General features: G+C 35.8%; 28 protein-coding genes and 1 riboswitch. Of the genes, 24 read left to right on the top strand and 4 right to left on the bottom strand.

Going from position 1 to position 26,975, the window contains the following annotated elements:
* The 11 genes from BFA01S_RS08030 to BFA01S_RS07980 form a co-directional block, all read left to right on the top strand.
* A partial coding sequence (locus BFA01S_RS08030; protein WP_066228130.1) for an acyl-ACP desaturase occupies positions 1–676 on the top strand: 676 nt, incomplete at its 5' end.
* A gap of 28 nt (positions 677–704) precedes the next feature.
* Positions 705–959, top strand: coding sequence for a hypothetical protein (locus BFA01S_RS08025; RefSeq protein WP_066228124.1), 255 nt, complete (start codon positions 705–707; stop codon positions 957–959).
* Between the two features lie 257 nt (positions 960–1,216).
* On the top strand, positions 1,217–1,519 hold the full coding sequence (locus tag BFA01S_RS08020) for a hypothetical protein (protein ID WP_066228121.1): 303 nt from the start codon (positions 1,217–1,219) through the stop codon (positions 1,517–1,519).
* Positions 1,520–1,653: 134 nt separating this feature from the next.
* Positions 1,654–1,854 carry a cold-shock protein gene (locus BFA01S_RS08015; protein WP_066228118.1) on the top strand — a complete coding sequence of 67 codons (201 nt, stop codon included), beginning with the start codon at positions 1,654–1,656 and terminating at the stop codon, positions 1,852–1,854.
* 156 nt (positions 1,855–2,010) lie between these two features.
* Positions 2,011–2,490 (top strand): hypothetical protein, encoded by a 480-nt coding sequence (locus BFA01S_RS08010; protein WP_066228115.1) that lies wholly within the window; start codon positions 2,011–2,013, stop codon positions 2,488–2,490.
* 660 nt (positions 2,491–3,150) lie between these two features.
* Positions 3,151–3,238, top strand: a riboswitch (cyclic di-GMP riboswitch).
* A 249-nt stretch (positions 3,239–3,487) separates the two neighbouring features.
* Complete coding sequence (locus tag BFA01S_RS08005) at positions 3,488–4,495, top strand: hypothetical protein (RefSeq protein WP_066228113.1); 1,008 nt, start codon at positions 3,488–3,490, stop codon at positions 4,493–4,495.
* A 252-nt stretch (positions 4,496–4,747) separates the two neighbouring features.
* On the top strand, positions 4,748–5,929 hold the full coding sequence (locus BFA01S_RS08000) for a glycerate kinase family protein (RefSeq protein ID WP_066228110.1): 1,182 nt from the start codon (positions 4,748–4,750) through the stop codon (positions 5,927–5,929).
* 2 nt (positions 5,930–5,931) lie between these two features.
* Positions 5,932–7,386 carry an SLC13 family permease gene (locus tag BFA01S_RS07995; protein ID WP_066228108.1) on the top strand — a complete coding sequence of 485 codons (1,455 nt, stop codon included), beginning with the start codon at positions 5,932–5,934 and terminating at the stop codon, positions 7,384–7,386.
* Positions 7,387–7,395: 9 nt separating this feature from the next.
* Positions 7,396–8,085, top strand: a complete 690-nt coding sequence (locus BFA01S_RS07990) for a response regulator transcription factor (protein ID WP_082799899.1) — start codon at positions 7,396–7,398, stop codon at positions 8,083–8,085.
* A 3-nt stretch (positions 8,086–8,088) separates the two neighbouring features.
* The gene (locus BFA01S_RS07985; RefSeq protein ID WP_066228102.1) at positions 8,089–9,447 is read left to right on the top strand and encodes a sensor histidine kinase; all 1,359 of its coding nucleotides are present in this window, start codon (positions 8,089–8,091) and stop codon (positions 9,445–9,447) included.
* A gap of 4 nt (positions 9,448–9,451) precedes the next feature.
* Positions 9,452–10,210, top strand: coding sequence for a hypothetical protein (locus BFA01S_RS07980; RefSeq protein ID WP_066228099.1), 759 nt, complete (start codon positions 9,452–9,454; stop codon positions 10,208–10,210).
* An 87-nt stretch (positions 10,211–10,297) separates the two neighbouring features.
* Here the strand turns inward: BFA01S_RS07980 and BFA01S_RS07975 are convergent, their stop codons facing one another.
* A complete protein-coding gene (locus BFA01S_RS07975; RefSeq protein WP_066228096.1) occupies positions 10,298–10,483 on the bottom strand; it encodes a hypothetical protein in 186 nt (61 codons plus the stop codon).
* Between the two features lie 379 nt (positions 10,484–10,862).
* On the opposite strand from BFA01S_RS07975, the gene BFA01S_RS07970 reads away from it, so the two are divergent.
* Positions 10,863–11,282: a universal stress protein gene (locus BFA01S_RS07970; protein WP_066228094.1), complete on the top strand. Its 420-nt coding sequence runs from the start codon at positions 10,863–10,865 to the stop codon at positions 11,280–11,282.
* 265 nt (positions 11,283–11,547) lie between these two features.
* Positions 11,548–12,213, top strand: a complete 666-nt coding sequence (locus BFA01S_RS07965; RefSeq protein ID WP_066228091.1) for a vWA domain-containing protein — start codon at positions 11,548–11,550, stop codon at positions 12,211–12,213.
* Between the two features lie 136 nt (positions 12,214–12,349).
* Here BFA01S_RS07965 and BFA01S_RS22340 read toward each other — a convergent pair whose 3' ends face one another.
* The gene (locus BFA01S_RS22340) at positions 12,350–12,499 is read right to left on the bottom strand and encodes a hypothetical protein (RefSeq protein ID WP_156483566.1); all 150 of its coding nucleotides are present in this window, start codon (positions 12,497–12,499) and stop codon (positions 12,350–12,352) included.
* Between the two features lie 30 nt (positions 12,500–12,529).
* Between BFA01S_RS22340 and BFA01S_RS07960 the strand changes: the two genes are divergently transcribed.
* From BFA01S_RS07960 to BFA01S_RS07935, 6 genes are all read left to right on the top strand, one after another.
* On the top strand, positions 12,530–14,488 hold the full coding sequence (locus BFA01S_RS07960; RefSeq protein ID WP_066228088.1) for a GTP-binding protein: 1,959 nt from the start codon (positions 12,530–12,532) through the stop codon (positions 14,486–14,488).
* A 165-nt stretch (positions 14,489–14,653) separates the two neighbouring features.
* The gene (locus tag BFA01S_RS07955) at positions 14,654–16,063 is read left to right on the top strand and encodes a sucrose-specific PTS transporter subunit IIBC (RefSeq protein WP_066228085.1); all 1,410 of its coding nucleotides are present in this window, start codon (positions 14,654–14,656) and stop codon (positions 16,061–16,063) included.
* 25 nt (positions 16,064–16,088) lie between these two features.
* Positions 16,089–17,051 (top strand): carbohydrate kinase family protein, encoded by a 963-nt coding sequence (locus BFA01S_RS07950; RefSeq protein ID WP_066228083.1) that lies wholly within the window; start codon positions 16,089–16,091, stop codon positions 17,049–17,051.
* Positions 17,048–18,526 (top strand): glycoside hydrolase family 32 protein, encoded by a 1,479-nt coding sequence (locus tag BFA01S_RS07945; RefSeq protein ID WP_066228080.1) that lies wholly within the window; start codon positions 17,048–17,050, stop codon positions 18,524–18,526. Before BFA01S_RS07950 ends, BFA01S_RS07945 begins: the two co-directional genes overlap by 4 nt.
* A 160-nt stretch (positions 18,527–18,686) precedes the next feature.
* Positions 18,687–19,685 carry a LysR family transcriptional regulator gene (locus BFA01S_RS07940; RefSeq protein WP_328014423.1) on the top strand — a complete coding sequence of 333 codons (999 nt, stop codon included), beginning with the start codon at positions 18,687–18,689 and terminating at the stop codon, positions 19,683–19,685.
* A 116-nt stretch (positions 19,686–19,801) separates the two neighbouring features.
* Positions 19,802–20,440, top strand: coding sequence for an HD domain-containing protein (locus BFA01S_RS07935; protein WP_066228077.1), 639 nt, complete (start codon positions 19,802–19,804; stop codon positions 20,438–20,440).
* 124 nt (positions 20,441–20,564) lie between these two features.
* Here the strand turns inward: BFA01S_RS07935 and BFA01S_RS07930 are convergent, their stop codons facing one another.
* Together BFA01S_RS07930 and BFA01S_RS07925 are read right to left on the bottom strand one after the other, a co-directional pair.
* Positions 20,565–21,089 carry a DUF2812 domain-containing protein gene (locus BFA01S_RS07930; RefSeq protein ID WP_066228075.1) on the bottom strand — a complete coding sequence of 175 codons (525 nt, stop codon included), beginning with the start codon at positions 21,087–21,089 and terminating at the stop codon, positions 20,565–20,567.
* Positions 21,070–21,429 (bottom strand): PadR family transcriptional regulator, encoded by a 360-nt coding sequence (locus tag BFA01S_RS07925; protein WP_066228071.1) that lies wholly within the window; start codon positions 21,427–21,429, stop codon positions 21,070–21,072. The genes BFA01S_RS07930 and BFA01S_RS07925 overlap by 20 nt, the downstream gene beginning before the upstream one ends.
* Positions 21,430–22,063: 634 nt before the next feature.
* Here BFA01S_RS07925 and BFA01S_RS07920 point away from each other — a divergent pair.
* The 5 genes from BFA01S_RS07920 to BFA01S_RS07900 all read left to right on the top strand — a co-directional run bounded on the left by BFA01S_RS07920 (position 22,064) and on the right by BFA01S_RS07900 (position 26,975).
* Positions 22,064–22,783, top strand: a complete 720-nt coding sequence (locus BFA01S_RS07920) for a (Fe-S)-binding protein (RefSeq protein WP_066228068.1) — start codon at positions 22,064–22,066, stop codon at positions 22,781–22,783.
* Position 22,784: 1 nt separating this feature from the next.
* Positions 22,785–24,197, top strand: a complete 1,413-nt coding sequence (locus BFA01S_RS07915) for a LutB/LldF family L-lactate oxidation iron-sulfur protein (protein WP_066228064.1) — start codon at positions 22,785–22,787, stop codon at positions 24,195–24,197.
* Positions 24,178–24,873: a LutC/YkgG family protein gene (locus BFA01S_RS07910; RefSeq protein ID WP_066228061.1), complete on the top strand. Its 696-nt coding sequence runs from the start codon at positions 24,178–24,180 to the stop codon at positions 24,871–24,873. The genes BFA01S_RS07915 and BFA01S_RS07910 overlap by 20 nt, the downstream gene beginning before the upstream one ends.
* A gap of 85 nt (positions 24,874–24,958) precedes the next feature.
* Positions 24,959–25,633: a FadR/GntR family transcriptional regulator gene (locus BFA01S_RS07905; protein WP_066228058.1), complete on the top strand. Its 675-nt coding sequence runs from the start codon at positions 24,959–24,961 to the stop codon at positions 25,631–25,633.
* A 19-nt stretch (positions 25,634–25,652) separates the two neighbouring features.
* Positions 25,653–26,975 (top strand): FAD-binding oxidoreductase, encoded by a 1,323-nt coding sequence (locus BFA01S_RS07900; RefSeq protein ID WP_412758867.1) that lies wholly within the window; start codon positions 25,653–25,655, stop codon positions 26,973–26,975.

Raw genomic sequence — 26,975 nt, 5'->3', positions numbered from 1 at the left:
AAATTTACCTTGGTATACTTCGCATTTGGATTATACGTTTAAAAATTCAATGGAAGTAATAAGTGATTTCGTACGCACTTGGACAGCTGAAGAAGACCAGCACTCTAACTTACTTGAAACATATTTATTAGTGACACGAAACGTAAATCCCACAAGATTGCATGAATTAAGAAGACGAGTAGTTGAAAGCGGCTGGTTTCCAGACTTCACTAATCCTCTGGCAACAATGGCCTATACTTCATTGCAAGAGTTAGCTACACTAGTTTTTTATAATAATGTAGCTAAAATAGCGGGTCCGCACGACAAAGATCTAGCAACATTACTTCGACGTTTAGCGAAAGATGAAGCACTTCATTATGCATTCTATCGAGACACAGTGAAAGCGCATCTTGAACTTGATCCGAATTTCATTATTTATTTCGAAAATGTAATTATTAATTTTTCTATGCCAGGCGCTGTTATGCCAGACTTTAAAGATAGAATGAAAACGATTGCATTAGATGCGAATTATGGTCCATTACAATACTTTGACCAAGTATTAGATGTAATTGTTAAATATTGGGACATTGCTAATTTGGAACCTACTAGTGAAGATGCCAAACAATCACAAGCGAACATAATGAAATATCATGGGCGTTTAAAAAGAATTAAAGATCGCCAACTAGCAAAAAAATAAAAGGTAGATGTACGAAAGGGTTTTTATAATGAAAACAACTTGCGAATTATGTGAAAAAGAAACGAAAGATAAAATAAGTTATTTAGAACTTGAAACGTGGGAATTTGATTTTTTAAAGAAAGAGAAAAAAGATTTTTACTCTATTTGTTTCGAGTGTTTTGACAAACATACAAATAACTTTATTGATAAAGAAATGGATCTTGAATTAAGAAAAAAACGTGCTCTTTCGGTAAATAGAGAGATCCAAGAAGAAATCGATGCTATTCTTGAAATCGAAAGTTAATTACTCAACTGTATTTATTGAGCCTAAGTTTCCTCCACGTCAGCAATTCCAAAATGTGCAGGAGACTATTTACTCCTTTTTATCCATAGTTCATGTACGGTAGCAGAGATTAATAAGAAAACCTCCTGATTAGGGGGTTTTTATTTTTTATTTAAATATAGTTTAAATGGAATAAGATTGTAAAATAAAAAGTTTCAATTCATGTATAATGGGAAAGTATAAAAATAAGCAGACGGAATGCAGTGGAGGTTTACACATTGGAAAATATTTATTATGATTTCTGGTATTTAAAATCGGAGGAGGTTGAATTAGACGGGAAAGAATCTGATCGTTTTGCATATGAAGTAGCAATCGGTGTTTTTAGTGACGCGGAATTTTATGAGCAGCTTGATGATTTAAGAATTTCCGGTTTAACGAAGGAAGAGATGCTTCAGTTTAAAATTGAGGAGCCGGCTGTTTTACTTCAAAAGCTTGAAGAAGAAGGGCTTTTAAACATTGCAGCAGATATTAAATCTATCGGCTATTATTTCATAATGGGAGAAAAGCAGGTTCAGATATAAGTGTAAAAAATGGATTATTTGCTAGAAAAAGGCTTATTTGTTAAAATAAGAATGTAAGCTATTCGATTTCTGATTAGAATTTTCATCAGATTCGAAAATTTTATTAATGGCAATGTATTGGAGGATTAATGAACATGGAACAAGGTAAAGTAAAATGGTTTAATGCAGAAAAAGGTTTTGGATTTATTGAGCGCGAAGGAAAGGACGATGTATTCGTTCACTTCTCTTCTATTGAAGGTGAAGGCTTTAAAACTTTAGAAGAAGGACAAGCTGTAACTTTTAATGTAGAAGAAGGACAGCGCGGACCTCAAGCTGCTAACGTTCAAAAAATTTAATATAGAGATTCTTTAAATGGGAAAAAGCTAGCATTCAATTGCTAGCTTTTTCCCGTTTATATAAGAAAATAGACAAGTTTTTTTAATAAAATTAACACTCATAAAGTTCTCTTTTCATATTCTATTGTAATAATAGGAAAAAAAGGAGGGCTTATTTTGGATAGCAAAGTAAAGATTTTAATATTATTCTATCTATCGATTCTTTTTTTAGGAAGCTTCTTTATCATTGCACTTTTACAATTAAATCTATTTCAACAATTTTTACGAATTTCAATAAATACAAAACCGATTGAACCGTCTTTGCAATATTTTTTCACAGGAATAATTGGTGCTTCCCTTTACCAGCTCTACTTATTTATTACAAAATATGTGAATGGTATGCTGACAAATCCCTCCGAATGGGTAAAATATATTTTTTACCCGGTTCTTGCCTCAGGAACTGCTGTTGTAACTGTTGTACTTATTGACAGCGGCATTTTATTTATCGAGTTTGTAGAAGGAGATGAAACATTCAGCGCACAAGCAGGAACAGCATTTTTAGTCGGCTTTGGATTTACGAAAATTATTACACTTTATAAAAGATTGACATCAAAACTATTTTCAGGTCAAGGTGTCGATGATAAAGATAATGAATGACAGTTTTTTTAAATATTTTTTATAAAAATGTTTTAAAAAATGATAAGTGGGTAATTACAATAAGGTCTAAATGCCCATTACTAGTATAGAAATTCTCTTTTAATATTTAATTTTATAGAAACAAATACAAATTTTATATAATGTGTAAGTTGTATCCAGGTCAAAGACTGTCTTTAGGCGGGGTGAAAGGGAGGTCAGATATGGTATACAGATAAAAATAGAATATACGTTCTGTACATCGAGCATCTGAAATGCTATACTCTGCTTATAGACAATGACAGTTTTCTCGGTAAAACAATATATGTCATCATGTAAAAGACGATAAAACTTTTGATTGAAGGATTAAAAACTTCCACTGGCGGGCAGCCGGTTTGAGTCTGATGGGGATACATGAAATATCGTATCCATCCTTTTTTCTTCTCAAGTAGAAAGTGATCTAAGAAAACCACACAACTACAATCGTCTAATTGATTTGTAACAGTTTAGAGATTTAAAATCTCGCTGCTTTAGCGGTGTGGAGTGTCAATGAATAAAATATAAAAAATAGAGAGAATAAAGTAGAGTTATTCCCACATACCTGTTAATATATAATATATAATACTTTAGAACTAAGATAACTATGTTATATAGGTTTTAATAAAGAATAAATCGAATAGGAATATACGAAAATGGCAAATTTATCGAAAGATGAAGACGCAAAGTCACAGGTCTAAGGTCATGTAATGGCTATGACGGCTGGGTTACCGAAATGTTACGTTTACTATAATCGTATCAAATCAGTAACGACTGTCATTTTTTAGCATGACAGTCTTTTTTAATATTTACCCAAAAATAATACACAGTAAGACTCCCACTTCAAGGCATCTGTCATTGAAGCGGGAGTCTAGGCTGAAGCTTCCCTTTCTAAGGGTGATCTCATTTTAAAAATAATAAATCATTGTATAGATTGATATACAAATAAGGAAAAATTCTTCAATCAGAAATGGGGGAAATTTTAATGCCTTATTATCAAGTTAAGGAAGTTCATTTATTACATAAAGAAGATAAATATTCTATTTATCACAATAATGAAGAGAAAGAAATAAAGTTAAATGAAGGGTTTTCTACAGCGAAAACAATTTTGGAAGCGATGTATTTACTTACTACGAAAGATGATCCAATCTCATTTTACTATTATTATCATAATGGCAAACTGGAAATTTTTCTGAAGAATGAAGAAAGAAATCTTTTGCCTGGCTTGCAGATTAATATAAATGAATGTGAATGGGAAAATGGAAGCCCTCAGTTAGAAACTATGTTTGCATATGAAAAAGTTTCCTTAAAAGGCTGTGCTTCACCGCTAGTTATAAAAGATCGTGAAGAAAATTTAATTGATGAGCTGATAAATAGATTTCCTAATAAAAGTTTTCTCATTCAAGTAAGAGTGATGCCGAAAGAAGATAGGAAAGCAAGAGAAGAAATCCGCAAGCTGATGAAGCATATAAAAAAGCTTCTGCAAGGTCTTGATACGAAAGATGAGGAAAAAGTAAAGGAAGAATTCTTCAAAGAAAACGGATGCCGTTTACTAACGAAAAATTCGATCAGAGAACAGCTGGAGATTTTGGAGAATCATGTAAATACATTGAATACACAAGGATTTCTTTTTGAATCATTAGAATATAATATTTATGCAGAAGACGAAATAGCGAAAGAAGTAGCTTTAAAAATGAAAGAGTTTTCAAAACGAATTGAAAATTCGAGTCTTTATTATCTTCGAACAGAGCAATATAATTACAGTTTAGAATATTTGAATTATATTCCAGTTAATTTTGTTGCCTCTATTTTAGCTCTGCCGCTCAAAAATGTGCCTCAAGCAGAGAATAGAAAACGTCTTGAAATGACGAATTACGAAAATGAGTGGATTAATAAGATGAAGCAGTACAATGTTAATATTTCTCAAAGAACGATGCCTGCTTATTTATTTACAGGTAAAAGAATAAAAAAGATAGTTATTAAAAAGCTGTAAAAGGAAAGCGTTTTAATATATGCGTCATCATGGGGATAATAAGTTAAATAGATTGTCGTTTTTTGTGGAAAAATATCTAAAAAAGTAAGTAAAAATTGAGATAAATGACTAGCGAGCTATAATACAGCTTGCTGGTCATTTTTTATTTACTAATAATTCTCTAATCGTTTTTTAATCTTTCTCTAAAAATTCCTTAGCTTTTCCCCTGTAAATTAAAAAGTGTTCAAAGACAGATGGAGGGAGAAAAGAAAAATGAAATTAGTTATTATACCATCAGGTTTTAAAGAATGTTTAGATGCAGAGGATGTTGCTTTTGCAATGGAAAGAGGCGTAAGGCGTTTTGATAAGTCAATTGATCTTGAGGTTGTACCGATGATTGACGGTGGAGAAGGATTTGTAAAAACGATTATCCGATTAAAAAAAGGTGATTTAATTTATAAGAAAGTAACCGGACCAGTCGGACAAAAGATTTCAAGTTATTTCGGAATTTTCACAGAAAACGGAAAGAGGGTAGCGGTAATTGAAATGGCAGCGGTTGCAGGCTTAAAGCTTGTACCACAAGATGAAAGAAATCCGCTAAAAACAACAACGTACGGGGTTGGACAATTGATTAGCGCCGCACTTGACCTAAAAGTGGACCATATTATTTTCGGCTGCGGTGATTCCGGTACATCTGACGGAGGAGCAGGGATGGCACAAGCTTTAGGAGTAAAGTTTTTTGATAAGAATGGACAGCTCGTAAATATAAAAGGTGGCAAAGATTTATTAAAAGCGAGCCGTATTGATATGACAAATGTTGATAAACGTCTAAACAACGTGTTAATTGATGTTGCTTGTAATTGGAAAAATGTTCTATGTGGTGAACAGGGAGTTGCGCGTGTTTTCGGTCCGCAAAAAGGAGCGACATTAAAGCAGGTAGAAAAGTTATCGCAGGCTTTAGAACATTATGCGTCATTAATAGACGATGAGTTAGGGCTGGATGTGCGCAATTTACCAGGGAGCGGTGCATCTGGCGGTTTAGGAGCGGGACTGCTTGCATTTACCGGAGCGATATTACATCCCCGTTTCGACCTTATTATGAAGTTTATTAATATTGAAGAGAAAATTGCCAATGCAGATATTGTCCTGACTGCTGAGGGGAGCCTCGATTTTCAAACACCGAACGGGAAAATTCCCGCGGAAGTAGCACGGATTGCGAAAAAACATCATATACCTGTCATTGCTATTACCGGCACGATCGGCAAAGGTGCTGATTTAAACTATAATGCAGGAATTGATGCATTCATCAGTATTATTCCAAGACCTACAACATTGGAAAAAGCAATGATAAAAGCACCGCAATGGATTGAGGAAAGTACAGAATCTGTGCTGCGCCAAATTTCTATTGGAACAGAAATTGCGGAAAGAAGACTGTTGGCAGAAAGGATTTATTAAAGATGAATACAAGACTTTCCAAATATGAAAATAAATCAAGTCTCGTTGGATGGCTGCTGCATCAGCTATCGACGAAGACATTGGCTATTATCAGTATTCATGTGTTGTTTTTAAGCATCATCACTTCCATTAATGTATTGGACTATTCAGCGAAAATTGCCTTATTTGCCTTTTTATCTGCGATGACATTCTGGATTTCAACGAAGATCCCTGCTGGTTTCATTGCGGTCGCCCTTATTGCATTCATTGTTTTAATGAATGCACAAGGCTCCGATTTACTGTATGGATCATTGTCAGAAGAAGTTGTCTGGCTAATGGTCGGCTCGTTTATTATTGGTGAGGCTGTCAAACAGTCGGGGCTTGCGGAACGATTAAGTGAAATGATACTCCGGAAGTCAGTGGAAAAAAATAAGATTTTATCGAGTATTACAGCGGTCTTATTTGCTTCCGCTTTTTTTATACCGTCCACGTCAGGGCGGGCAGCACTCGCTATGCCGATTATGAAACAATTAAGTGAAAAATTTTCTCCAAAGGAAAAAAGCATATTAGCTATTTTAGCACCAGTTATTATTTTAATGAGTACATCTGCTACTTTAATAGGTGCCGGTTCTCATCTTATTGGTATCGGTTTACTTGAAACAACTGCCGGTGAATCGATTTCCTATACAAAATGGTTAATTTGGGGGGTGCCTTTTGCAATTGGCGTTACACTTATTACCTGTATTATTATAAAATGGATGATATGGCCGAAAGATGGAAAAGAAGAAATTGAAATGGAAGAGACTGAAACAAGTATATATAAAGCGCAGCAATTGAATGGAAAAGAAAAGAAGACGCTAGCATTAATTTGTATTCTAATTGCCGGATGGATGACTGAAAGTATTCACGGCTATGATATTGCGTTTATTACGATGCTTGGCGCCATTTTAGTCATGCTTCCGAACTACGGTATTGTAAGCTGGAAGCAGGGAATGAAATCAGTATCATGGAATTTAATTATTTTCGTAGCAGCAGCGACGGCGCTTGGCAAAGTTTTAGTTGATACAGGTGTCGTGAAATGGATTGAAACAGAAATGTTTGCTGTTTTAAATATGTTTGCCGGGGCGCCGGAATGGCTCATTGTTACGATTATTCTCGTTATCACAGTGACAAGTCATTTGTATATTACTTCACATACGACGAGAGCGGTTGTTTTTATTCCGAGCCTTTTATTATTCAGTAAGACGATCGGCATCGATTCCCAGACAGTCGTTTTTCTAAGTTTAATCGGTATGAATTACTGTGTTACATTCCCGGTTAGTTCAAAAGCATTATTACTATTTTATGAAGAGGGAACTATTTCATATGATGCTCGTCATCTTGTGAAAATCAGCATTGTTTTAATGCCTGTCTATATACTTACTATGCTTCTTTTTTATTTTACTTACTGGAAATGGACCGGCATGCACTTAAATTAGAGGTGAATTATGGAAAATCATATATTGATTATTGAGGATGACGTAAAAATCGCTCGCGTCATTCAGTTGGAGCTAGAATACGAAGGTTATACTGTCAGTGTTGGGCATACCGGCAGGAAAGGTCTGGAAATTTTAGAGGAAGAACCTATTGATCTCGTAATTTTAGATGTCATGATTCCTGAATTAAATGGAATGGAAGTATTAAGGCGGATTCGTCAGGATAATGATCAAATTATCGTTATTATGCTGACAGCGCGCAATTCAGTTTATGATAAAGTGAACGGGCTTGATTTAGGGGCAAATGATTATATGACAAAGCCTTTTGAAATTGAAGAATTGCTTGCAAGAATCCGTACGAATCTTCGTTTTAAACCTAGAGTCTCTTCTGATCAAACCGAAGAGGAAACGATTCAGATCCATTCTATTAAAATTAATACGAGTACGAGGGAAGTATTTAAAAGTGAAAGTTTGGTAGATTTAACGCCGAGAGAATATGACCTGCTTCTTTATTTAGTAACACATAGAAACCGCGCGCTTGAGCGTGAACAGATTTTAACGGAAGTATGGGGTTTTGATTATTATGGGGATACAAATGTTGTCGACGTATATATTCGGTATTTGAGGAAGAAATTAATGGATTCAAGGGAAAATCCAATTATTCAAACTGTCCGAAGCGTTGGCTATATGGTGAAGGATTAAAAGATGAAATTACGAACGAGGATACAGCTTTCAACGACGGTTGTTTTAATTATATTACTTATTACAGCTAACACGTCTATTTATTTTATTTTTAAAAATACGACAATTACATCTGAACAAAATCGGTTAACGAATATTTCAAATGAAATTTCAAAGAAGATACATGATAAAGAACAGAATTTATCTGTACAGCAAATATTGGAGGCCCACACATTAAGTGATGGATTGATTCGGGTCGTTGCCAGCAATAGTGAAGCTATCGACCAGTTCAGCACAAAAACGGATAAAGATTATAGAAAGATTGTCAGTAAATATGATGATGACCAATTTGAAGATGTCATTTCCTACAAAGAATCGATGTTTCTAATCGTTTCCGTGCCGATTATTCATGAAAATGGTGCCGTTGTAAACCTCCAATTAGTTGAAAATATCGATTTGCTTTTTAACAGCATCAACGATTTGAAGTGGGTGCTCGTTTATACAACGATCATCGTCAGCATGATTATATTTGTGACGAGCCGTTTTCTTGGCCAGTTCATCTCTCTTCCGATATACCGCCTTATTAAAACGATGGATATTATTGAAGAGGAAGGCTCATTTAAACAAATTTTGATTGCAAAACATACGAAAGACGAATTAAATGAAATGGCGATGACATTTAATAGAATGATAAAAAAATTGGAAAAAAGCTATGAAAAGCAGGAGCAGTTCGTATCAGACGCTTCCCATGAATTAAAGACACCTTTAACAGTGATTGACAGCTATATTAAACTATTACAAAGGTGGGGGAAGGATCGCCCTGAAATATTGGAAGAAGCAATTGATGCGATCGGTTCTGAAGCGAATCGAATGAAATATTTAACAGAGCAGCTGCTTCAGCTCGCAAGGAATGAAGAAGTAATTGAAAATGAAAAAGAAACTGTCAATATTGTTCCGCTTATAGAAGGGACAATTCAAAGACTCCAGCAGACATTTCAATATACTATTTATTTTAATAGAGAACAAAGCGATATACATATGAAAATTCATGAACAAAGCTTTATTCAGCTGCTCGTTATTTTATTGGATAATGCTAAGAAATACAGTGAAGATGATATAGATGTTGAATTGAAAGAAACAGATGAAACAGTAAGTATCCTTGTGAAAGATAAGGGAGTTGGAATTCCGTTGGAAATGCAGGCGCATGTTTTTGACCGCCTCTATCGTGTCGATAAAACGAGAAGCCGTGAAACCGGAGGATCCGGTCTCGGTTTATCCATTGCGAAAAGGATCGCCGAACAGCATGAGGGTCATATTACTTTAGAAAGCGCAGAGGGAGAAGGATCAACATTCACGCTCGTATTACCGAAGAAGAAGGTGTAAAAAAATGAAATTAAAAGCCGCACTTCTCATATTTATTATTTTAGGATTGTCCTATTCCATGTTTCAAGTTTTCATGAAAGATAGTCCCAAAATGCTTTCAGAGAAAGAAGCAGAACAAATTGCTGCCGATTTATATGGCGGAAAAGTATTAAATATAGAAGGAGATAAAGGCAATAGTAAATATATCGTATTGATTGAAAACGATAAAGGAACGTACCGTCTATCTGTGGACAGGGAAACAAAGAAGGTCAGTGACGTAAAGCTAATAGAGAAAAAAGCAGAAAAAATAGCGGCTGAACATAAAGCTGAAAAATCAACAGCTGCAGCAGCGAATGTAAAGCAAAGTAATATTACTCCATCCGACTCTGTTCCCCCACCGCCTATTTCTGAGCAAAAAGCGAAGGAAATTGCGCTTCATGCACTTAAGGAGATAAATGGACAGGTGAAAGGTGTAACAGAAGTTAATATAGATAAAGGCAAGCATTATAAAATAACAGTTGAGGGAAAAAAGGAAGGCGGGGAAGTGCTTGTACAGGCGAATACAGGCACTGTATCACAAATCCGCAATTATTCTAAAAAACAGCCTGATCCAAAACCGCAGCAGATAGCACCACCGAAGAAGGAAGAAAAACCAAAACAGACAGTAACGCCGAAATCGCAGGAGAAGCCGCAGCAGACAGCACAGCCAAAACAGCCGGTGAAAACTGATGATGACGACGATGATAACGATGATGACAATAATGAAGATGACGATGATGATTGAAGCATATATTTGGTGAAAAAGGCTCCGGTTTTATCCGTGAGCCTTTTAAAAGGAGTGAAATACTATAAAGAAAAGAGCACTACTCTTTTAAGAACGTTGGATGGAAGAGGAAGAAAAGCTTTTAATGAGTCTCTGTAAGTTTCGATGACCTTCTCTTAATTTAATTGTTTCTTCAATAATTTGTTGAAAGCCCTCTAAATCTTTATCAGATGCATTCAAAACAGATTTCGGAAGCTCCTCCGCAATTTTCTGTAAAGTTATGTCTTGGCTCATAAACTATTCCCACCTTTCTTCAAGTAAACTAGCCAGCTTTTTACTCTATAGTATTATTTTTTAGAAAAAACCTTAATTTCCTGCATAAAAGCGCTTTAAATTTATCTACAATTATCCGCACATTATTCTAAAATAAAAAGCAAATAGAAAATATCTAGCAAAAAACGACGGTAAATGTATGCTTTTTAAAATAAATCACTGTATTTTTCTTGTTTTGCAGCTGCAGGAAGGGCAAGTAAACATAGTTAGAGATTTAGTTAAAAGGTTACAATACTGGGTAAAAATGAATAAAAGTTCAAAAAGATGTGACATATATCACAGTGTAAACGGTTGCAATCTATTATAATGGAAATAAGATAGGAAAAGGAGCTGAATTTTTATGTACAATAAAATATTATTAGCAGTGGACGGTTCTCAAAATTCCAAGCTTGCATTAAAGCATGCGGTGCAATTAGCAGAAGGCAATAATGATGCAACAGTGGAACTCATCTATGTCGTAAATTTAAATGAGATGAAAATAACAGCTTTACAAACTTTAAACCAACAGGATCTTAATCATACTTTAGAAGAGAAAAAGGAAGAATTGGACCGACTTATAAAAGATTCAGGTATCGCATACAAAGTAACAATTTTACTAGGTGATGCAGGTCCATCGATCGTTGATTACGCTAATAAAAATGACTTCGACGTTATCGTTATGGGAAAAAGAGGACTGAATCCAATGCAGGCATTTGTACTAGGAAGCGTCAGCCACCAAGTAATACAGCGTGCAAACTGTCCGGTTCTTATCGTTAAATAAATAATAAAAACAGGATGTGCCAAGGGTGAAAAGCAACCCTTTGGCACATCCTGTTGAAAGGCCCCTTTATGAGAATCCGATAAAATTAAGGATTTTGTGATGGGGCCTTTCAGCTTTTAAAATTTATTAGATACGACATTCTAGAATATATCAGCTAACTCTCCGAAAAACCGCTAGTATCCATCCAAATCTATTTAATTATAAATCTATCTATCATTAAAACTTTGATATAATGGAAAAGATGATAAAAATTAGGAGGTTTGGCATGAGTACAATCACATTAAGAAAGAGCACAGCAAGTATTGTTTTGGAGAAAAAGAATTTAAAAAATGTTACTGCAAGAGTCGGACTTGTTTTAGATATTTCCGGTTCCATGAGAAAGCTGTACAGAGAAGGTGTTGTTCAGGAAGTAGTGGAGCGCATTCTTGCTGTTGCGAGTCAGTTTGATGATGATGGCTCACTGGATGTTTGGGTATATGATAATGAATTTTCCCGTTTGCCGGCTGTTACCGAAAAAGATTTTAAAGATTATGTTGATAAAAATATCTTAAATAATGATTCTATCCATAAATTTGGAAGGAATAATGAACCATTAGTAATGGAAGATGTCATCCGTAAATATACTGAGGAAGAGCAGAGTAAGGAACCTGTATTTTTAGTTTTCATCAATGATGGCGGATGTAAGCCAGGAATTAAAAAATTTATAGTAGAATCTTCTACAAAGCCGATTTTCTGGCAGTTTGTCGGGATTGGAAATTCTAATTTTGATGTACTGAAAAAGCTCGATACGATGGAAGGCCGCTTCATTGATAATGCTAACTTTTTTCATCTCGATGAGATCGAGACAGTTTCAGATGAACAGCTGTATAACTTATTATTAAATGAGTTTCCAAGCTGGCTGAAAGAAGCGAAGGAGAAAGAGATCATTTAAAGGCGGAGGATAACTTATTTTTAAAATAACAATAATAGTTATTTCATTGTCTTTCGGGGTAAAGTTAATAGATTTCTTCATAAAAATAATTCTTATTAAAAATATTGAAAAGATTAAAAAGAGACAAGAAGTGTTCCTATATGATTACGCTAGAATGAAGCTGGGCTCCAAATACTTCAACTCCATATGATGCAGAACGAATAACAATATTCGGTCTGCATCTTTTTATGGGTAAATTCCCCTCCATATAAGTTCGCTCGTCCGCAGTATTTGTTATAATAAACAAATAAAGAACTCCATGAATAGAGGTAACAAAATGAACAAGACGATTGGAATATTAGCGCATGTGGATGCTGGGAAAACGACCTTTTCAGAACAGCTCCTTTATCATACGAAAAGTATTAAACAAAGAGGAAGGGTTGATCATCAGGATACATTCCTTGATAATCATGAGATTGAAAGGCAGAGAGGGATCACTGTTTTTGCGGAGCAGGGAATGTTTTCTTATAAAGATTCCACCTACTATTTAATTGATACACCGGGGCATGTCGATTTTTCCCCTGAAATGGAAAGAGCGGTCCAGGTAATGGATTATGCGATTATTATTATTAGTGCAGTAGAAGGATTGGAAGGCCATACGGAGACAGTATGGGACTTATTAAGAAAATATAAAGTGCCGACATTTTTCTTTATTAATAAAGTAGATAGAACAGGTGCAGATACAGATCAAGTCTTAAAAGACATTCAAATGAATTTAACTGAAGATGTCTGTCATATAACAAATTCTCTTGAAGGCGAGATAATGGATGAACAATTAGCAGAATTTATCGCTGAGCGTGATGAGTCCCTTTTAGAATATTATATGGAGCATGGCTATGATGAACAGATGTGGCTGAAAACAATGCAAATAATGGTGAAGGAAAATAACATTTTTCCGTGTTTAAGCGGTTCAGCGCTTCAGGATATCGGCATCGAAGATTTCTTAGAAAAACTGAATTTGCTGACAGTAACGGAGTACAGCGATAATGAGCCGTTTTCAGGCCGTGTATATAAAATCCGTCATGAGCCGAACGGGACGAGAGTAACATTTATAAAAGCTTTAACAGGCTCATTAAAGGTAAGAGATGAAGTGAAATATGAATCAGCCGATAATGAAATTGCCGAAAAAGTGACACAAATCCGTCTGTACAGCGGAAATAAATTTCAATCTGCTGATAAAGTACAAGCAGGTGAATTGTTTGCGGTGACCGGGTTATCAAAAGCGGCTGTCGGGGACGGGCTCGGTATGTTAAAAGAAAAATCCGAATTTGAGATGATACCGACATTGAAATCGAGAGTCATATTTGAACCAGGCGTTAATATGAAGGAAGCGTTGCAGCTATTTCATATATTAAATGCGGAAGATCCTTCTTTAAATGTCACATGGGATGAGAATTTGCAAGAAATTCATCTTCATGTAATGGGAACGATACAATTAGAAGTTCTTACTCAAATCGTACTCGACCGTTTCAATTTAAAAATCGAATTTCAAGATCCGGAAATTCTTTATAAAGAAACGATTGAGACAGCTACAGTCGGCTGCGGACATTTTGAGCCTTTAGGGCATTATGCGGAAGTACATTTAAAAATAGAGCCGAATGAAAGAAATAAAGGAATTACATTTGAAACAGTGTGTCATACCGACAATTTGACAGTCGGTTTGCAAAACTTAGTGAGGCAGCATATATTTGAGCGGGAACATCATGGACTTTTAACGGGCTCGCCGCTGACAGATCTTCATATTACATTGCTTACAGGGAGAGCGCATAATAAGCATACATCAGGAGGAGACTTCAGGGAGGCTTCTTTCAGAGCGATAAGACAAGGGCTCGAAAAAGCAAATAATATTTTACTTGAACCTTTTTACCAATTTAAAATTAAAGTAGAGTTAGAGCAGATGGGCCGTGTTTTATCAGATATTCAAACGGCGCACGGAAAGTTTGATCCGCCAAAAACAGAAGGAGATAAGGCTGTTATAACAGGCTTTGCTCCGGTGTCCACTTTTATGAATTACAGCACCCAGCTCGCTTCCTTTACACATGGAAAAGGAGCAATCAGTTTAGTTTTTTCCGGATACGATCACTGTCATAATGAAAAAGAGATTATTGAAAAGATCGGCTACGATAAAAATGCTGATTTCCTCTATTCTTCTTCGTCTATTTTCTGTTCAAAGGGACAGGCGTATACAGTTCCATGGGATAAAGCGGAGGAAGCGATGCATTGTATATTAAAATGATGCATCTAAAATGATGAAATAAATACATTAGAAAGAAAACGCTCGTTTGGGCGTTCTTTTTTATGGGAAAAGAAGAATATAAGACTGAACCTTTTTAATGGATTATAATTCCATAAAAGGGTATAGACTACTTGAGCATCACTACTAAAAAAGGGGTGTGAGAATATGGCTGATAATCGTCAAACAGCAGCGGAAATTATTAATGCGATCGGCGGGCAGGACAATATTATTTCAGCAGCCCATTGTGCAACAAGACTAAGAATAATGGTCAAAGATAAAGAAAAGATCGACCAGCAAAAAGTGGAAAGCATTGAAAGAGTAAAAGGAGCCTTTTTCAACTCTGGACAATATCAGGTTATTCTTGGGACTGGAACAGTGAATAAAATTTACGAAGAAGTGATAAAACTCGGAGTCGGTGGTACGACAAAAGGGGAGCAGGCGAAAGAAGCTGTGAAAAGCGGCAATACTTTTCAAAGAACGGTACGTTCCTTTGGTGATGTATTTGTTCCGATTATCCCAGCACTTGTGGCAACAGGTTTATTTATGGGTTTCCGTGGACTTGTTATGCAAGAGGAAATTTTAGCAATATTCGGAATGACACCGAATGATATTTCTGAGAACTTTCTTTTATTTACCCAAGTGCTGACAGATACAGCATTTATTTTTTTACCTGCGCTCGTTGCCTGGTCGACATTTAGAGTATTCGGCGGGTCGCCTATTATTGGTCTCGTATTAGGACTAATGCTCGTAAGTCCGGCACTTCCGAATGCCTGGGCAGTAGCTGGCGGAAATGCAGAACCGATTCAGTTTCTTGGGTTTATTCCAGTTGTAGGCTACCAGGGCTCTGTCCTTCCCGCTTTTATTGCAGGAATTATCGGAGCAAAACTGGAGAAAAAAATTCGGAAATTTGTTCCTGATGTACTCGATTTGATCGTGACTCCGTTTTTAACATTGCTTATTATGATTACATTGGCATTATTCGTAATAGGACCAATTTTTCATAGTTTAGAAGAAATTATTTTAAATGCGACAGTTGCAGTGCTGAAATGGCCGTTTGGAATTAGTGGTATCCTCATCGGATTTTTCAATCAAATCATTGTAATAACCGGTGTTCATCATGTTTTCAATCTGCTTGAAATTCAGCTTTTGGAGAAATTTGGAAGCAATCCATACAATGCGATTGTTACATGTTCAGTAGCAGCACAAGGCGGAGCAGCTTTAGCGGTAGGTTTAAAAACAAAATCTGCTAAACTGAAAGCACTGGCGCTGCCATCTACTTTATCGGCCTTTTTAGGAATTACAGAACCAGCTATTTTCGGAGTGAATTTACGTTATTTTAAACCGTTTATAATGGGACTTATCGGTGGTGGTATAGGAGGATTTTTCGCATCTATTTTTGGACTAAAAGGAACAGGTATGGCTATTACTGTTATTCCGGGCGCACTGCTTTATTTAAACGGGCAAATACTGCTTTATTTACTCGTTAATATTATTGCGATTGCAGCGGCATTTATTTTAACATGGATGTTTGGATTCTCTGATAAAATGCTGAAAGATAAAGAGGAATTACGCTGATTTTAGAAAAAAGGAGAATGCTTTTATGAAAGATGGGCTTATTACTCTTGGAGAGGCATTAATTGATTTTATTCCTGCTGATGCTGAAAACAAAGTATATGAAAAAAATTTCGGGGGAGCTCCGGCGAATGTTGCTGTTGGAGCTGCTCTTCTTGGAATGAATTCAGCCTTTATAGGAAAGGTCGGGCAAGATGTTTTAGGGGTGTTTTTACAGCAGACATTAAAAGATTACGGGGTAGACGTTTCTTCGCTGTCTTTAACGAAAGACTATCGAACAGGTCTCGTATTTGTCACGCTTGATAAGCTAGGGGAACGGAGCTTTAGTTTTTATATAGAAGAAAGCGCGGATTTATTTTTAGAAGAGTCTGAGATAAACGAGCAATTGTTTAAAGAGAATAAAATCTTTCATTTTGGAACGATTTCTCTTTTGAAAGATCCGGTTCAATCGGCTACGAAAAAAGCCGTCCTTTATGCAAAAGAAAATAATATGATCGTTTCCTTTGATCCAAATGTCAGGCTTTCTTTATGGAAAGATGAGGAAGTATTAAAAGAAACAATTTTTATGATGATGAAAGAGACTGATATTTTAAAAATATCCGATGAGGAATTATTTTTTCTAACTGGTTCCAGCGATATGAATATAATTGAGAAATGGATGGAACAATACGATCTTTCTCTCGTTTTTTTAACGAAAGGCGAGGAAGGAAGCACGGTATTTACGAAATCAGGATTTGCTCATGTAAATGCATTAAAAATTAAAACAGCTGATACGACCGGTGCAGGTGATGCATTTGTATCCGCTCTTCTTTACTGTATGAATAAAAGAATAGGGGATATTTCCTCCATTACGCTGGAAGAGGCGATCGATATAGCGAGGTTTGCATCGATATCAGGCGGACTGGCTGCTTCGCAAAAAGGAGCGATAACCGCGCTTCCAACATTGGAGAAAGTCCAGCAGACAATGATGGAATATGGGAGCTCCTTATGAAGGAAAAGCAACTGATTTATAACGCATTTGAAAAAATAAATGAAAATAAAAAGAATAGAAAAGAAGATCCATACCGTCTGAAATTTCATTTAATGCCGCCGGTTGGATTATTAAATGATCCAAATGGTTTGATTCAATATAAAGGGGTTTACCATGTTTTTTATCAATGGAATCCATTTGAAACATCACATGGACCGAAGTTCTGGGGCCATTATACTTCCACTGATATGATCCATTGGAAGGAAGAGTACCCGGCACTTATTCCGAGTGAATCATATGAAATAAACGGTTGTTATTCAGGTAGTGCGGTTGAAAGGGAAGGACAGCTCATCCTTTTTTACACAGGAAATGTAAAAACAGAAAATAATGAAAGGAAAACGTACCAATGTAAGGCAGTTTCCAATGATGGGGTCCATTTTGAAAAAAGCGGTCCTGTCCTATTCCTTCCTGATGGATATACACCACATTTTCGTGATCCGAAAGTATGGAAAAGGGGAAATACATGGTATATGATAATCGGTGCCCAAACGGTGAAGGAGCAAGGGGCAGCTGTCCTTTTTTCATCCTCTGATTTAGAAAAATGGGAATATAAAGGACCAATTGCAGGAAGCCTTATGAATGGCTTGGGACAATTCGGATACATGTGGGAATGCCCTGATTTTTTTGAACTTGATTGTAAAGCTGTTTTATTAGTTTCTCCTCAAGGACTGGAGCCTGAAGGATATAAATATCAAAATTTATTTCAATCAGGATATTTTATCGGGAAATGGAGAGAAGGGACGACTGAGTTTCCTCATGGAGATTTTACAGAACTTGACCGTGGCTTTGACTTTTATGCCCCGCAAACATTTCAAGATGAACGAGGAAGAAGGATTATGATCGGCTGGATGGGAATAACAGATGAAAGAGAAGCTTTTCATCCGACGATAGAAAAAGGTTGGGTTCATGCTCTCTCCATGCCGCGTGAACTCGTTTTACATGATGAGAAATTATATCAAAAACCTCTTCCGGAACTGATGAAGCTCAGAATTTCAAAAGATTTCAGCCAACATATTTCCTTAGTAAAAGAGGAGAAATCATGGCAGGGAATTTGCAGTGATGTAAGTGAATTAAAAGTGGAATTTAAAAAAATAGAAGCAAAAATATTTAAGCTTAGCATACGTAATAATGTAGAAATAACGATTCATTTAGATGAAGAAGCAGTTACTTTTAAAAGAAAATCATGGAAGGACGGATCGGTGGAAAGCAGATCATGCCCGCTGAAAAGATGCGAACAATTACATCTCTTTCTAGATACGAGCTCTGTTGAACTATTTATTAATGGAGGAAAGGAAGTATTTACAGCAAGATTTTTCTCTGATCCACATGATAAAGAAATTGTTTTTTATACAGATGGAAAAATAGATCTTCTATTGGAGAAATGGAGTCTTAGAGCTTATCAAATAGATGAGATTTCTATGAATATTAGTAATTGAACAAAATCCTATGTGAGAAAATCTTTGCAAATTTTTCTAATAGTACTACGTGTAAAATCCCGTTTCTTATGGAGGCGGGATTTTTAATTAAATAAAGGAAAAATGATTCGTAAAACAACAATTTAGTTATTAGCATTTATAAGTTTTTTAATTTGTTAAAATGTACTCTATGTGTCCGATGTATAATGTTTATACAGACTTAAAAGAAAGTTCTATAAGGAAAGGATGGATATATATCGAATTACGACATTTAGAATATTTTTTAATGGTTAGCAAAGAGCTGCATTTTACAAAAGCTGCTGAAAAGTTAGGAATTTCACAGCCAACTTTAAGTCATCAAATTAAGATATTGGAACAAGAGGTGGGATTTCCGCTTTTTAATCGTATTGGCAAGAAAATTGAACTTACTAAAGTAGGAGAAATTGTACAACAAGAAGCGTTGAATATTCAAAGTTCCTTACAAAATATAAATTCTCAGATTGAAGCATTTACGAAAGTAGAAATTGGAGAATTAAAAATTGCTGTGTTACCGGGAGAAATAACTGATTTAGTATCTACTTTATGTATTCAATTTAATCAATTATATCCAAACATCCAAGTACTTGTTCAAAGTACTGATCAAGTGGAGAAGGCAGTTTTAGAAAATCATGCAGATTTTGGGATTGGTTTTTATTTTAATCGTCATGATATGTTACAAGTGACAAAATTATATGAGGAAGAATTTTATCTGATTGGTAATCATAGAGACGAGGAAAAGAGTATTTCATTTTCTTCTGTTTTAGACAGGCCTCTTATTCTATTTCCAAAGCTGCAGCAATGCAGGAAAATGCTTGATAAAACGAGTGATGAAGTTGGTAAACGAGTAGAGCCTATTATTGAAACATCCAGTATTGAATCTATTTTGAAATTAGTTCGAAGCGGAATTGGTTACAGTGTTGTTTCACGTACGCTATATGAATTTTATGATACAGAGGATTTATTTTTTCAGCAAATTGAAAATCCGTCTTTGAATAGGGAAGTTCATCTTGCAATGAAAAAGAATAGTTTTATCAATTATGCAGCACGCAGTTATATTGACATATTAGTACGTGAAATAGAAAGGCTTCGTTTTCATATAGAAAAAGATTCTATAGCTTCTTTAAAAAGCTTCATATCATAGCTTTTATCTATCATTATAATAGAAATGATTGAATAGATAAATAATCAAAACCTTTTTACAATGGAGATAATCTTATGAAAATAAGAATTATTAAATTGTGAAGGAGTTTTTAAATTATGTTTCAAGAAATAGCAGGCATTAAAATTCCAGATTCCAGATTAGCAAAGGATGCAGCAGATATTTTGAGAGAACATGGAGATGACTTGTTGTGGAATCATTCAAACCGTGTGTTTCTATTTGGTGCAGTTAACGGAAAAAAAGCAAAACAAAATTATGATTTAGAGCTCCTGTATATTAGTGCATTATTCCATGATTTAGGTTTAACAAAAAAGTATAGCAGTGCAGATTTGCGATTTGAAGTGGATGGTGCAAATGCAGCGAGAAGTTTTTTACAGCAGTATCAAGTGCCGGATGAGTCCATTCGTCTTGTATGGGATGCCATTGCGTTACATACGACACCTGGCGTTGCAGAACATAAAGAAGCTGAAGTGGCACTGCTCTTTTCAGGTGTTGGTTTAGATGTGATGGGAGACGGATTTGAACAATTCGATGACGACTCACGAGAAGAAATTATAAAAGCTTTCCCACGTAACAATTTTAAACAGAAAATCATTCCAGCGTTTTATGAAGGCTTTAAGCATAAACCAGAAACTACTTTTGGAAATATGAAGGAAGATATTGTTCAACATTTTAGACCGGAATATAAAAATAAAAATTTCTGTAACTGTATTTTACATTCACCTTGGAAAGAATAGATGATAAAATAGAAAAGGGCCGAGAAATCAGCCCTTTTTATGTTGATTGGATATTAATATTACCGATTATATGAAAATCGGGAGAACTACATTTTTTAATGAAAGAAATCCAATATACTTGCCATTAAATAGATGAGTTCCTTACTTTTTTTATCTTCCAGCGTAAGCGTGTAACTGCAAATAAATTAAAACCAATAAGTATAAGATAGATCCATCTTAATATTTCAATGCCAGTATAATTAGCTTGAATTAAAATGGTGAAAAAAATTGTTATTAAAATTAAGGTTAAATATATTAAGAAATTTGATAATACTTTATACTTCTGTACTTTTGAATCAATATCGGAGTATATATCGGGTTGATGAAAACTCTGGTCTGTTTTAATACGAAAGTAATGCCAGCCAAAAAATTGGGCTACATGCTCCCAACCCGCATCTTCAAATATGGAAAGATACTCTTCCAGATCATTATTTCGGGTACTCTTATAGTCTAGTTTGTATATGTACTCTGCTGGTCTGATTTTTTCAAACGTATATAATCCCCATTTAAAGTCACGCAACGCCCATCCCTTTTTCGACATCTCAAATAACCATTTCTCTTCTGCATCATCTTTCCATGTCCAAAATAGTTTAAAAGCTTTCTTCTTCATTTTCCAGGCCTCCTAACTTTTGAATATAACCTTGGCTTGCTTGAACTAGACTTTCTAAGCGTTTAAATTCAAGTCTTACGACCTCACATCCAAAATCGGTTAATTTATAGCTTTTCTTACGCTCGCTATTCACCTCATCAAGTTTCACAATTAATGCTTGTTTTTCTAATTTACTTAATGCACCGTATAGTGTTCCTGGTCCTATCTTTACTGAACCGTTACTCATTTCCTCGACCTTTTTCATAATTCCATATCCATGTAATGGTTCTGTTAATGAAAGAAGAGTGTAATAAGTCGTATGGGTTAAAGGGAGGAAGCTTTCAGCACTTTTTTTCTTCAATGATTTTCCACCTTCTTTAATAATAAAAGTAATATAACTAAACTTGATATATCGTAGTTCAATATATCGTTATATGATATATCGTATGACGATATTGTATCTTTTAAAGAGATAAAAAGCAATACTATTTCTAAATCTTTACAAGGGATAATTACAAAAAGATTTATATTATTCTTTAACAGCTGTTGGTTTTAAAAGTTATCAAACTAATAGATTATTTGATTAGTAGAATTTTATGAATTTGAAATTATATAAATGTTATTTAATCTTTCAGCATAGAATAATAAAACTAAATAGCAGATTCGAACATTGTTCTCTAGTAAAACTTTGTTGATTTTTGGCTTATCCATTTGCAAGCAGAGCTTGCAAATGCTTTTCAGCTTTAGCTGAAAAGTGCTCAAATTTCTAAAAAGGGAGAGAAAAGCGAGCTTTTCTTCCCCTTTTTAGAAATTTGAGCGAGATGAGCCAAAAATCGTGCATGATACTAAGTTTTACTAGACCTGTGCCGGAATATTAATTTTGATATATATAAATAACATTATTATTTCTATACATATCATATCTCGCATATTTCCCATCATACATTCGTAAGTATCAGTTATAGTCCTTATTTCTATTTGGGAGGTTGCTATAATTGAAAGTTTCCCTTTTTATTACATGTCTCGCAGACGTCTTTTATCCGAATGTCGGTAAAAGCACTGTTGAATTATTAGAAAAGCTCGGTTGTGAAGTCGATTTCCCGAAGCAGCAGACATGCTGCGGGCAGCCTGCATATAATAGCGGATATGATAAAGAAACGAAGGAAGTCGCCAAACATATGATCAATACATTTGAGCATGCTGAATATGTTGTTGCTCCGTCTGGTTCCTGCATTGCGATGTTTCTTGAATATGAGCATCTCTTTCATGAAGAGGAATGGAAGGAAAAGGCTAGGAATCTTGCACGAAAATCATATGAATTAACACAGTTTTTAGTAGATATTTTAAAAGTAGAAAAAGTGAATGCCTGTTTGAAGGGGTGTGCAACTTATCATAAATCATGTCATATGGCCCGTCTTTTAGGCGTTCGTGATGCACCGATGAAGTTACTAAAAAATGTAAGTGGTTTACATACTATTCCGCTTCCGCATGATTATGACTGCTGTGGCTTTGGAGGGACATTTTCTGTTAAAATGGCTCCGATTTCCGAACAGATGGTTGATGAAAAAATAAAGCATATTGAAAAAACAGAAGCAGATATAGTAATAGGCTCTGATTGCGGATGCCTTATGAATATTGGCGGACGGATTAATAGACTGGGGAAACCTATTCAAGTGATGCATATTGCAGAAATATTGAATAAGGAGATGGAATAGCATGTCTATGAAAATAGGGGATGAGAAATTTTTTGATCGTGTTAAAAGCGGGGTTAATGATGTATTTATGCGGGATGCAGTTGCCTCGGCACAGGAAAGGATGCAGGGAAGAAGGCTGAAGGCTGCAGAAGAGCTGGGAAACTTCGAAGAGTGGAGAAAGCTGGGAGAAGAAATTCGTTCCCATACGATTCAAAACCTTGATTTTTATTTAGAGCAGTTAAGTGAAAATGTAGTAAAACGGGGCGGTCATGTATTTTTTGCTTTAACGAAAGAAGAAGCGACAGATTATATTACAAGAGTAGCGAAGGCAAAAAAGGCAAAGAAAATTGTGAAATCAAAATCGATGGTAACAGAAGAAATTTATTTAAATGAAGCGTTGGAAGAGACAGGCTATGAAGTAATCGAAACAGATTTAGGGGAGTATATTTTACAGCTTGATAATAATGACCGCCCTTCCCATATTGTTGTACCTGCTCTTCATAAAAATAAAGAGCAGATCAGAGATACATTTAAAGAAAAAAGAGGCTACACAAAATCTGAAATCCCGGAAGAACTTGCGATATTTGCGCGCGAGCAATTAAGGAAGGAATTTTTAACAGCTGATATCGGAATTACAGGCTGTAATTTCGCCGTTGCTGAATCTGGCTCCATCAGTCTTGTAACGAACGAAGGAAACGCAGGGCTCGTCACCGCTTTACCAAAAACACAAATAACCGTAATGGGAATGGAAAGAATTGTACCGACATGGAAGGAGCTTGATATTCTCGTCAGCCTGCTTTGCAGAAGTGCTGTTGGGCAAAAATTAACGAGCTATATAACGGGATTGACAGGACCTAAAGGGGAAGAGGATGCGGATGGTCCGGAAGAATTTCATCTCGTTATCGTTGATAATGGACGATCCAATATTTTAGGAACGGAATTTGAAAGTGCCCTCCATTGTATCCGCTGTGCAGCATGTGTTAATGTGTGTCCGGTATACCGCCATATTGGAGGTCATTCCTATGGTTCTATTTACTCTGGTCCGATCGGAGCTGTGCTGTCACCGCTTCTCGGAGGATATGATGATTATAAAGAGCTGCCGTATGCTTCCACATTATGTGCCGCGTGTACAGAAGTTTGTCCGGTGAAAATTCCGCTCCATAAACTGTTACTGAAGCATCGCAGTAAAATAGTGAAGGATGAAACGTCGTTTGGAGAGAAGCTTGCGATGAAAGGCTACCAGCTCGCGGCCAGTTCGCCAAATATATATAATGCAGGAACAAAATCAGCATCAATGATAGCGGCTCCTCTTACGAAAGGGATAGGACCGATTAAGCCGTGGACAGACATCCGCCAATTTCCTAAGCCTGATAAAGAAAGATTCAGAGATTGGTTTAAGAGGAGGGAGATAGACAATGACCGGTCAAGTTCATAATCGCGAGAAATTTTTAAATCATCTTTCTGAAAAAATGAATCGGGACAGGAAGAAAGAACATATAGAAAATCCTGTTTGGAGCTCAAATCCTCAATTATCGATTTTAAAAGATGCAAGCAAGGAAGAACTCGTCAATATACTGAAAAAACAATGTGGAATTATTCATACACAATGTATAGAAACAACAGCTGAAAAATTAAAGGAGAAAGTTCAAATTGTTTTTAAGCAATATGGTGTCACCTCTGCGGTTACTTGGAAAGACGATCGTTTTTTTGAATATGGCTTACATAAGCTGGAAGCAGATATTCATGTGTGGAACCCGAAATTAAAAGAAAAAAATATAGAAATAGCGGAAAAAGCCGATGTGGGGATAACGTTTAGTGATATAACACTTGCAGAATCGGGAACAGTCGTTTTATTCAGTAATGAGAATAAAGGCAGAAGTGTGAGTCTGCTGCCAAAAACATATATAGCCATCATTCCAAAAAGTTCCATCGTTCCAAGAATGACACAGGCAGCGGAATATATTCATGAACAGGTGCAAAAAGGAGAAAAAATTTCTTCGTGCATCGATTTTATTACAGGCCCAAGCAATAGTGCAGATATTGAACTTAATCTCGTTGTCGGCGTGCACGGACCAGTGAAGGCGACTTATATTATTGTGAGCGATAAATGAAGGACTGCTTTAGTGGCAGTTCTTTTTTTATGATCCTTCACATATACCTTATAACATATCAGATATGTGAAGGGTGGTGAATGGAATGAATATCGAAAAAATTCAGACGCAAAAAATATCAGAAGCAGTGGAAGAACAAATTGAAAAAATGATCGTATCAGGGGCATTTCAAGCGGGGGAGAAGCTGCCGTCTGTCCGGGAGCTTTGTGACATGTTTGGCGTTGGGAGATCGGCTGTCCGCGATGCAATTACGACATTAAAAGGAAAAGGAATTGTGGATGTAAGAAGAGGAGAAGGAGCGTTTATCTGTCAGTTTGATTGTACAAAATTGTTTGCAAGCTCTGTCCTGCTTCCAAGCTTTGATGATATTCAGGAGCTTTTTCAAGTAAGAAAAATATTAGAAGCCGGAATAGCGGAAATGGCGGCATTGCACCGCACAGAGCATGATTTGCAATCTTTGAAGAAAATACTTTCTGATGAATCAGCCGAAAGATGGGAAGCGGATTATGAATTTCATTTGGCACTCGCCAAAGCAGCGAAAAATGATATTTTAATTCAATTTATTCAATTTATTTCAGAAATGATGAAAAAAACGATGGTCGACTTTCATATATATGTGGAGAAAAATAATAGCATTATAAAAATCATTGCCGAACAGCATGAAGAAATTTACGAGACAATCAAAAATAGAGATTGTAAAAGAGCAAATGAAGCGATGATTTATCATTTAAATTATGTAGAAAAACTTTTACAAAGATAAATAAGAAGGAGTGTTGATGTTGATCGAAACAGGAATTCTAACGGAATTACAAACTCTTTTTCCACATATTAAAATGGAGAAATCTATTAAAGATGAATGGCTCGGAAATAACGGGCAGCTCGCAGTCTATCCAAAATCAGAAGAGGAGATTGTAAGCATCTTAGAATATGCCAATAATCGCGGCAAAGAAGTGCAGGTTATTGGAGGCGGAACGAAAAGGGGATTCGGCGGTTTAACGGAATCTGTTCCTATTCTGCTTTCATTAACGGACTATAAAGGGATCGTTGAGCATACCCCAGGTGATATGACATTAACAGTAAAAGCCGGAACAACGTTTAAAGAGCTGCAGGAATACTTAGCTCCGCATAAACAGATGATTCCTTTAGATCCTGCATGGCCGGAGTATGCAACGATCGGGGGAATTGTTGCAGCAAATGAAAGCGGTCCGAAAAGACTCGGCTACGGTTCCGCAAGAGATGCAGTCATCGGACTGAAAATAGCTTATCCAGACGGTTCTATTATCCGTGCCGGAGGGAAAGTTGTTAAAAACGTTGCAGGCTATGATATGAATAAACTGTTTATCGGCTCCATGGGAACACTCGGTGTTATAACAGAAGTAACTGTAAAACTCCGTCCGCTTCCAAAATATGAAAGTGTTATTTTATTAACGTTTCCGACATGTGACTTCCATACAATCCGCTCATTTACTATTACTCTATTAGATTCCATGATGGAACCTGCCGCAATTGAATTACTAAGCCCGTCATTATGCGAAAAATTAACAGGCAAAAAATATTATACATTAGCAATCGGTTTTGAAGATATTGAAAGCTCTGTTCATTATCAGGAAGAATTCGTGAAAAGCATTCAGCCTGCTGAAACAGAAATGAAAATTTTACAGCAGGAAGAAGCAGAGCAATTTTGGAAAAGATTTTATATGATCAGCCCTCATGGTAGGCAACCGCCCTCTTCTGACGGAATAGAAGTATCTTTGAAAATAGGTGTGATGAATTTACATATTATTAATGTCATAAAGGAAAGTGAAAGATTAAAAGATATCGTGAGTTCAGCTGTTCAGGCGCATGGCGGACTCGGGCATGGATTATGCCATATTCATTTAAAAGGTACAGAAGAAGAAATTTTGCTGGTAATAAACGAGATGCGGAGTGCAGTCGCAAAGCTCGGTGGCTATGTCATTGTGAAGCATTTACCTCTTGCTTTTAGAAAAAAGATCGATATATGGGGAGAAAAACCGTCCACTTTCTTTTTGTTAGAAGGAATTAAAGTGAAAATTGATCCGAATAAAATTCTTAATGCGAAGCGATTCGTAGGGGGGATATAA

The organism is Metabacillus fastidiosus NBRC 101226 (assembly GCF_001591625.1).
Taxonomy (GTDB): Bacteria; Bacillota; Bacilli; order Bacillales; family Bacillaceae; genus Metabacillus; species Metabacillus fastidiosus.
The sequence above is the reverse complement of the archived record's forward strand: the minus strand, read 5'-3'. Positions and strand labels throughout refer to the sequence as shown.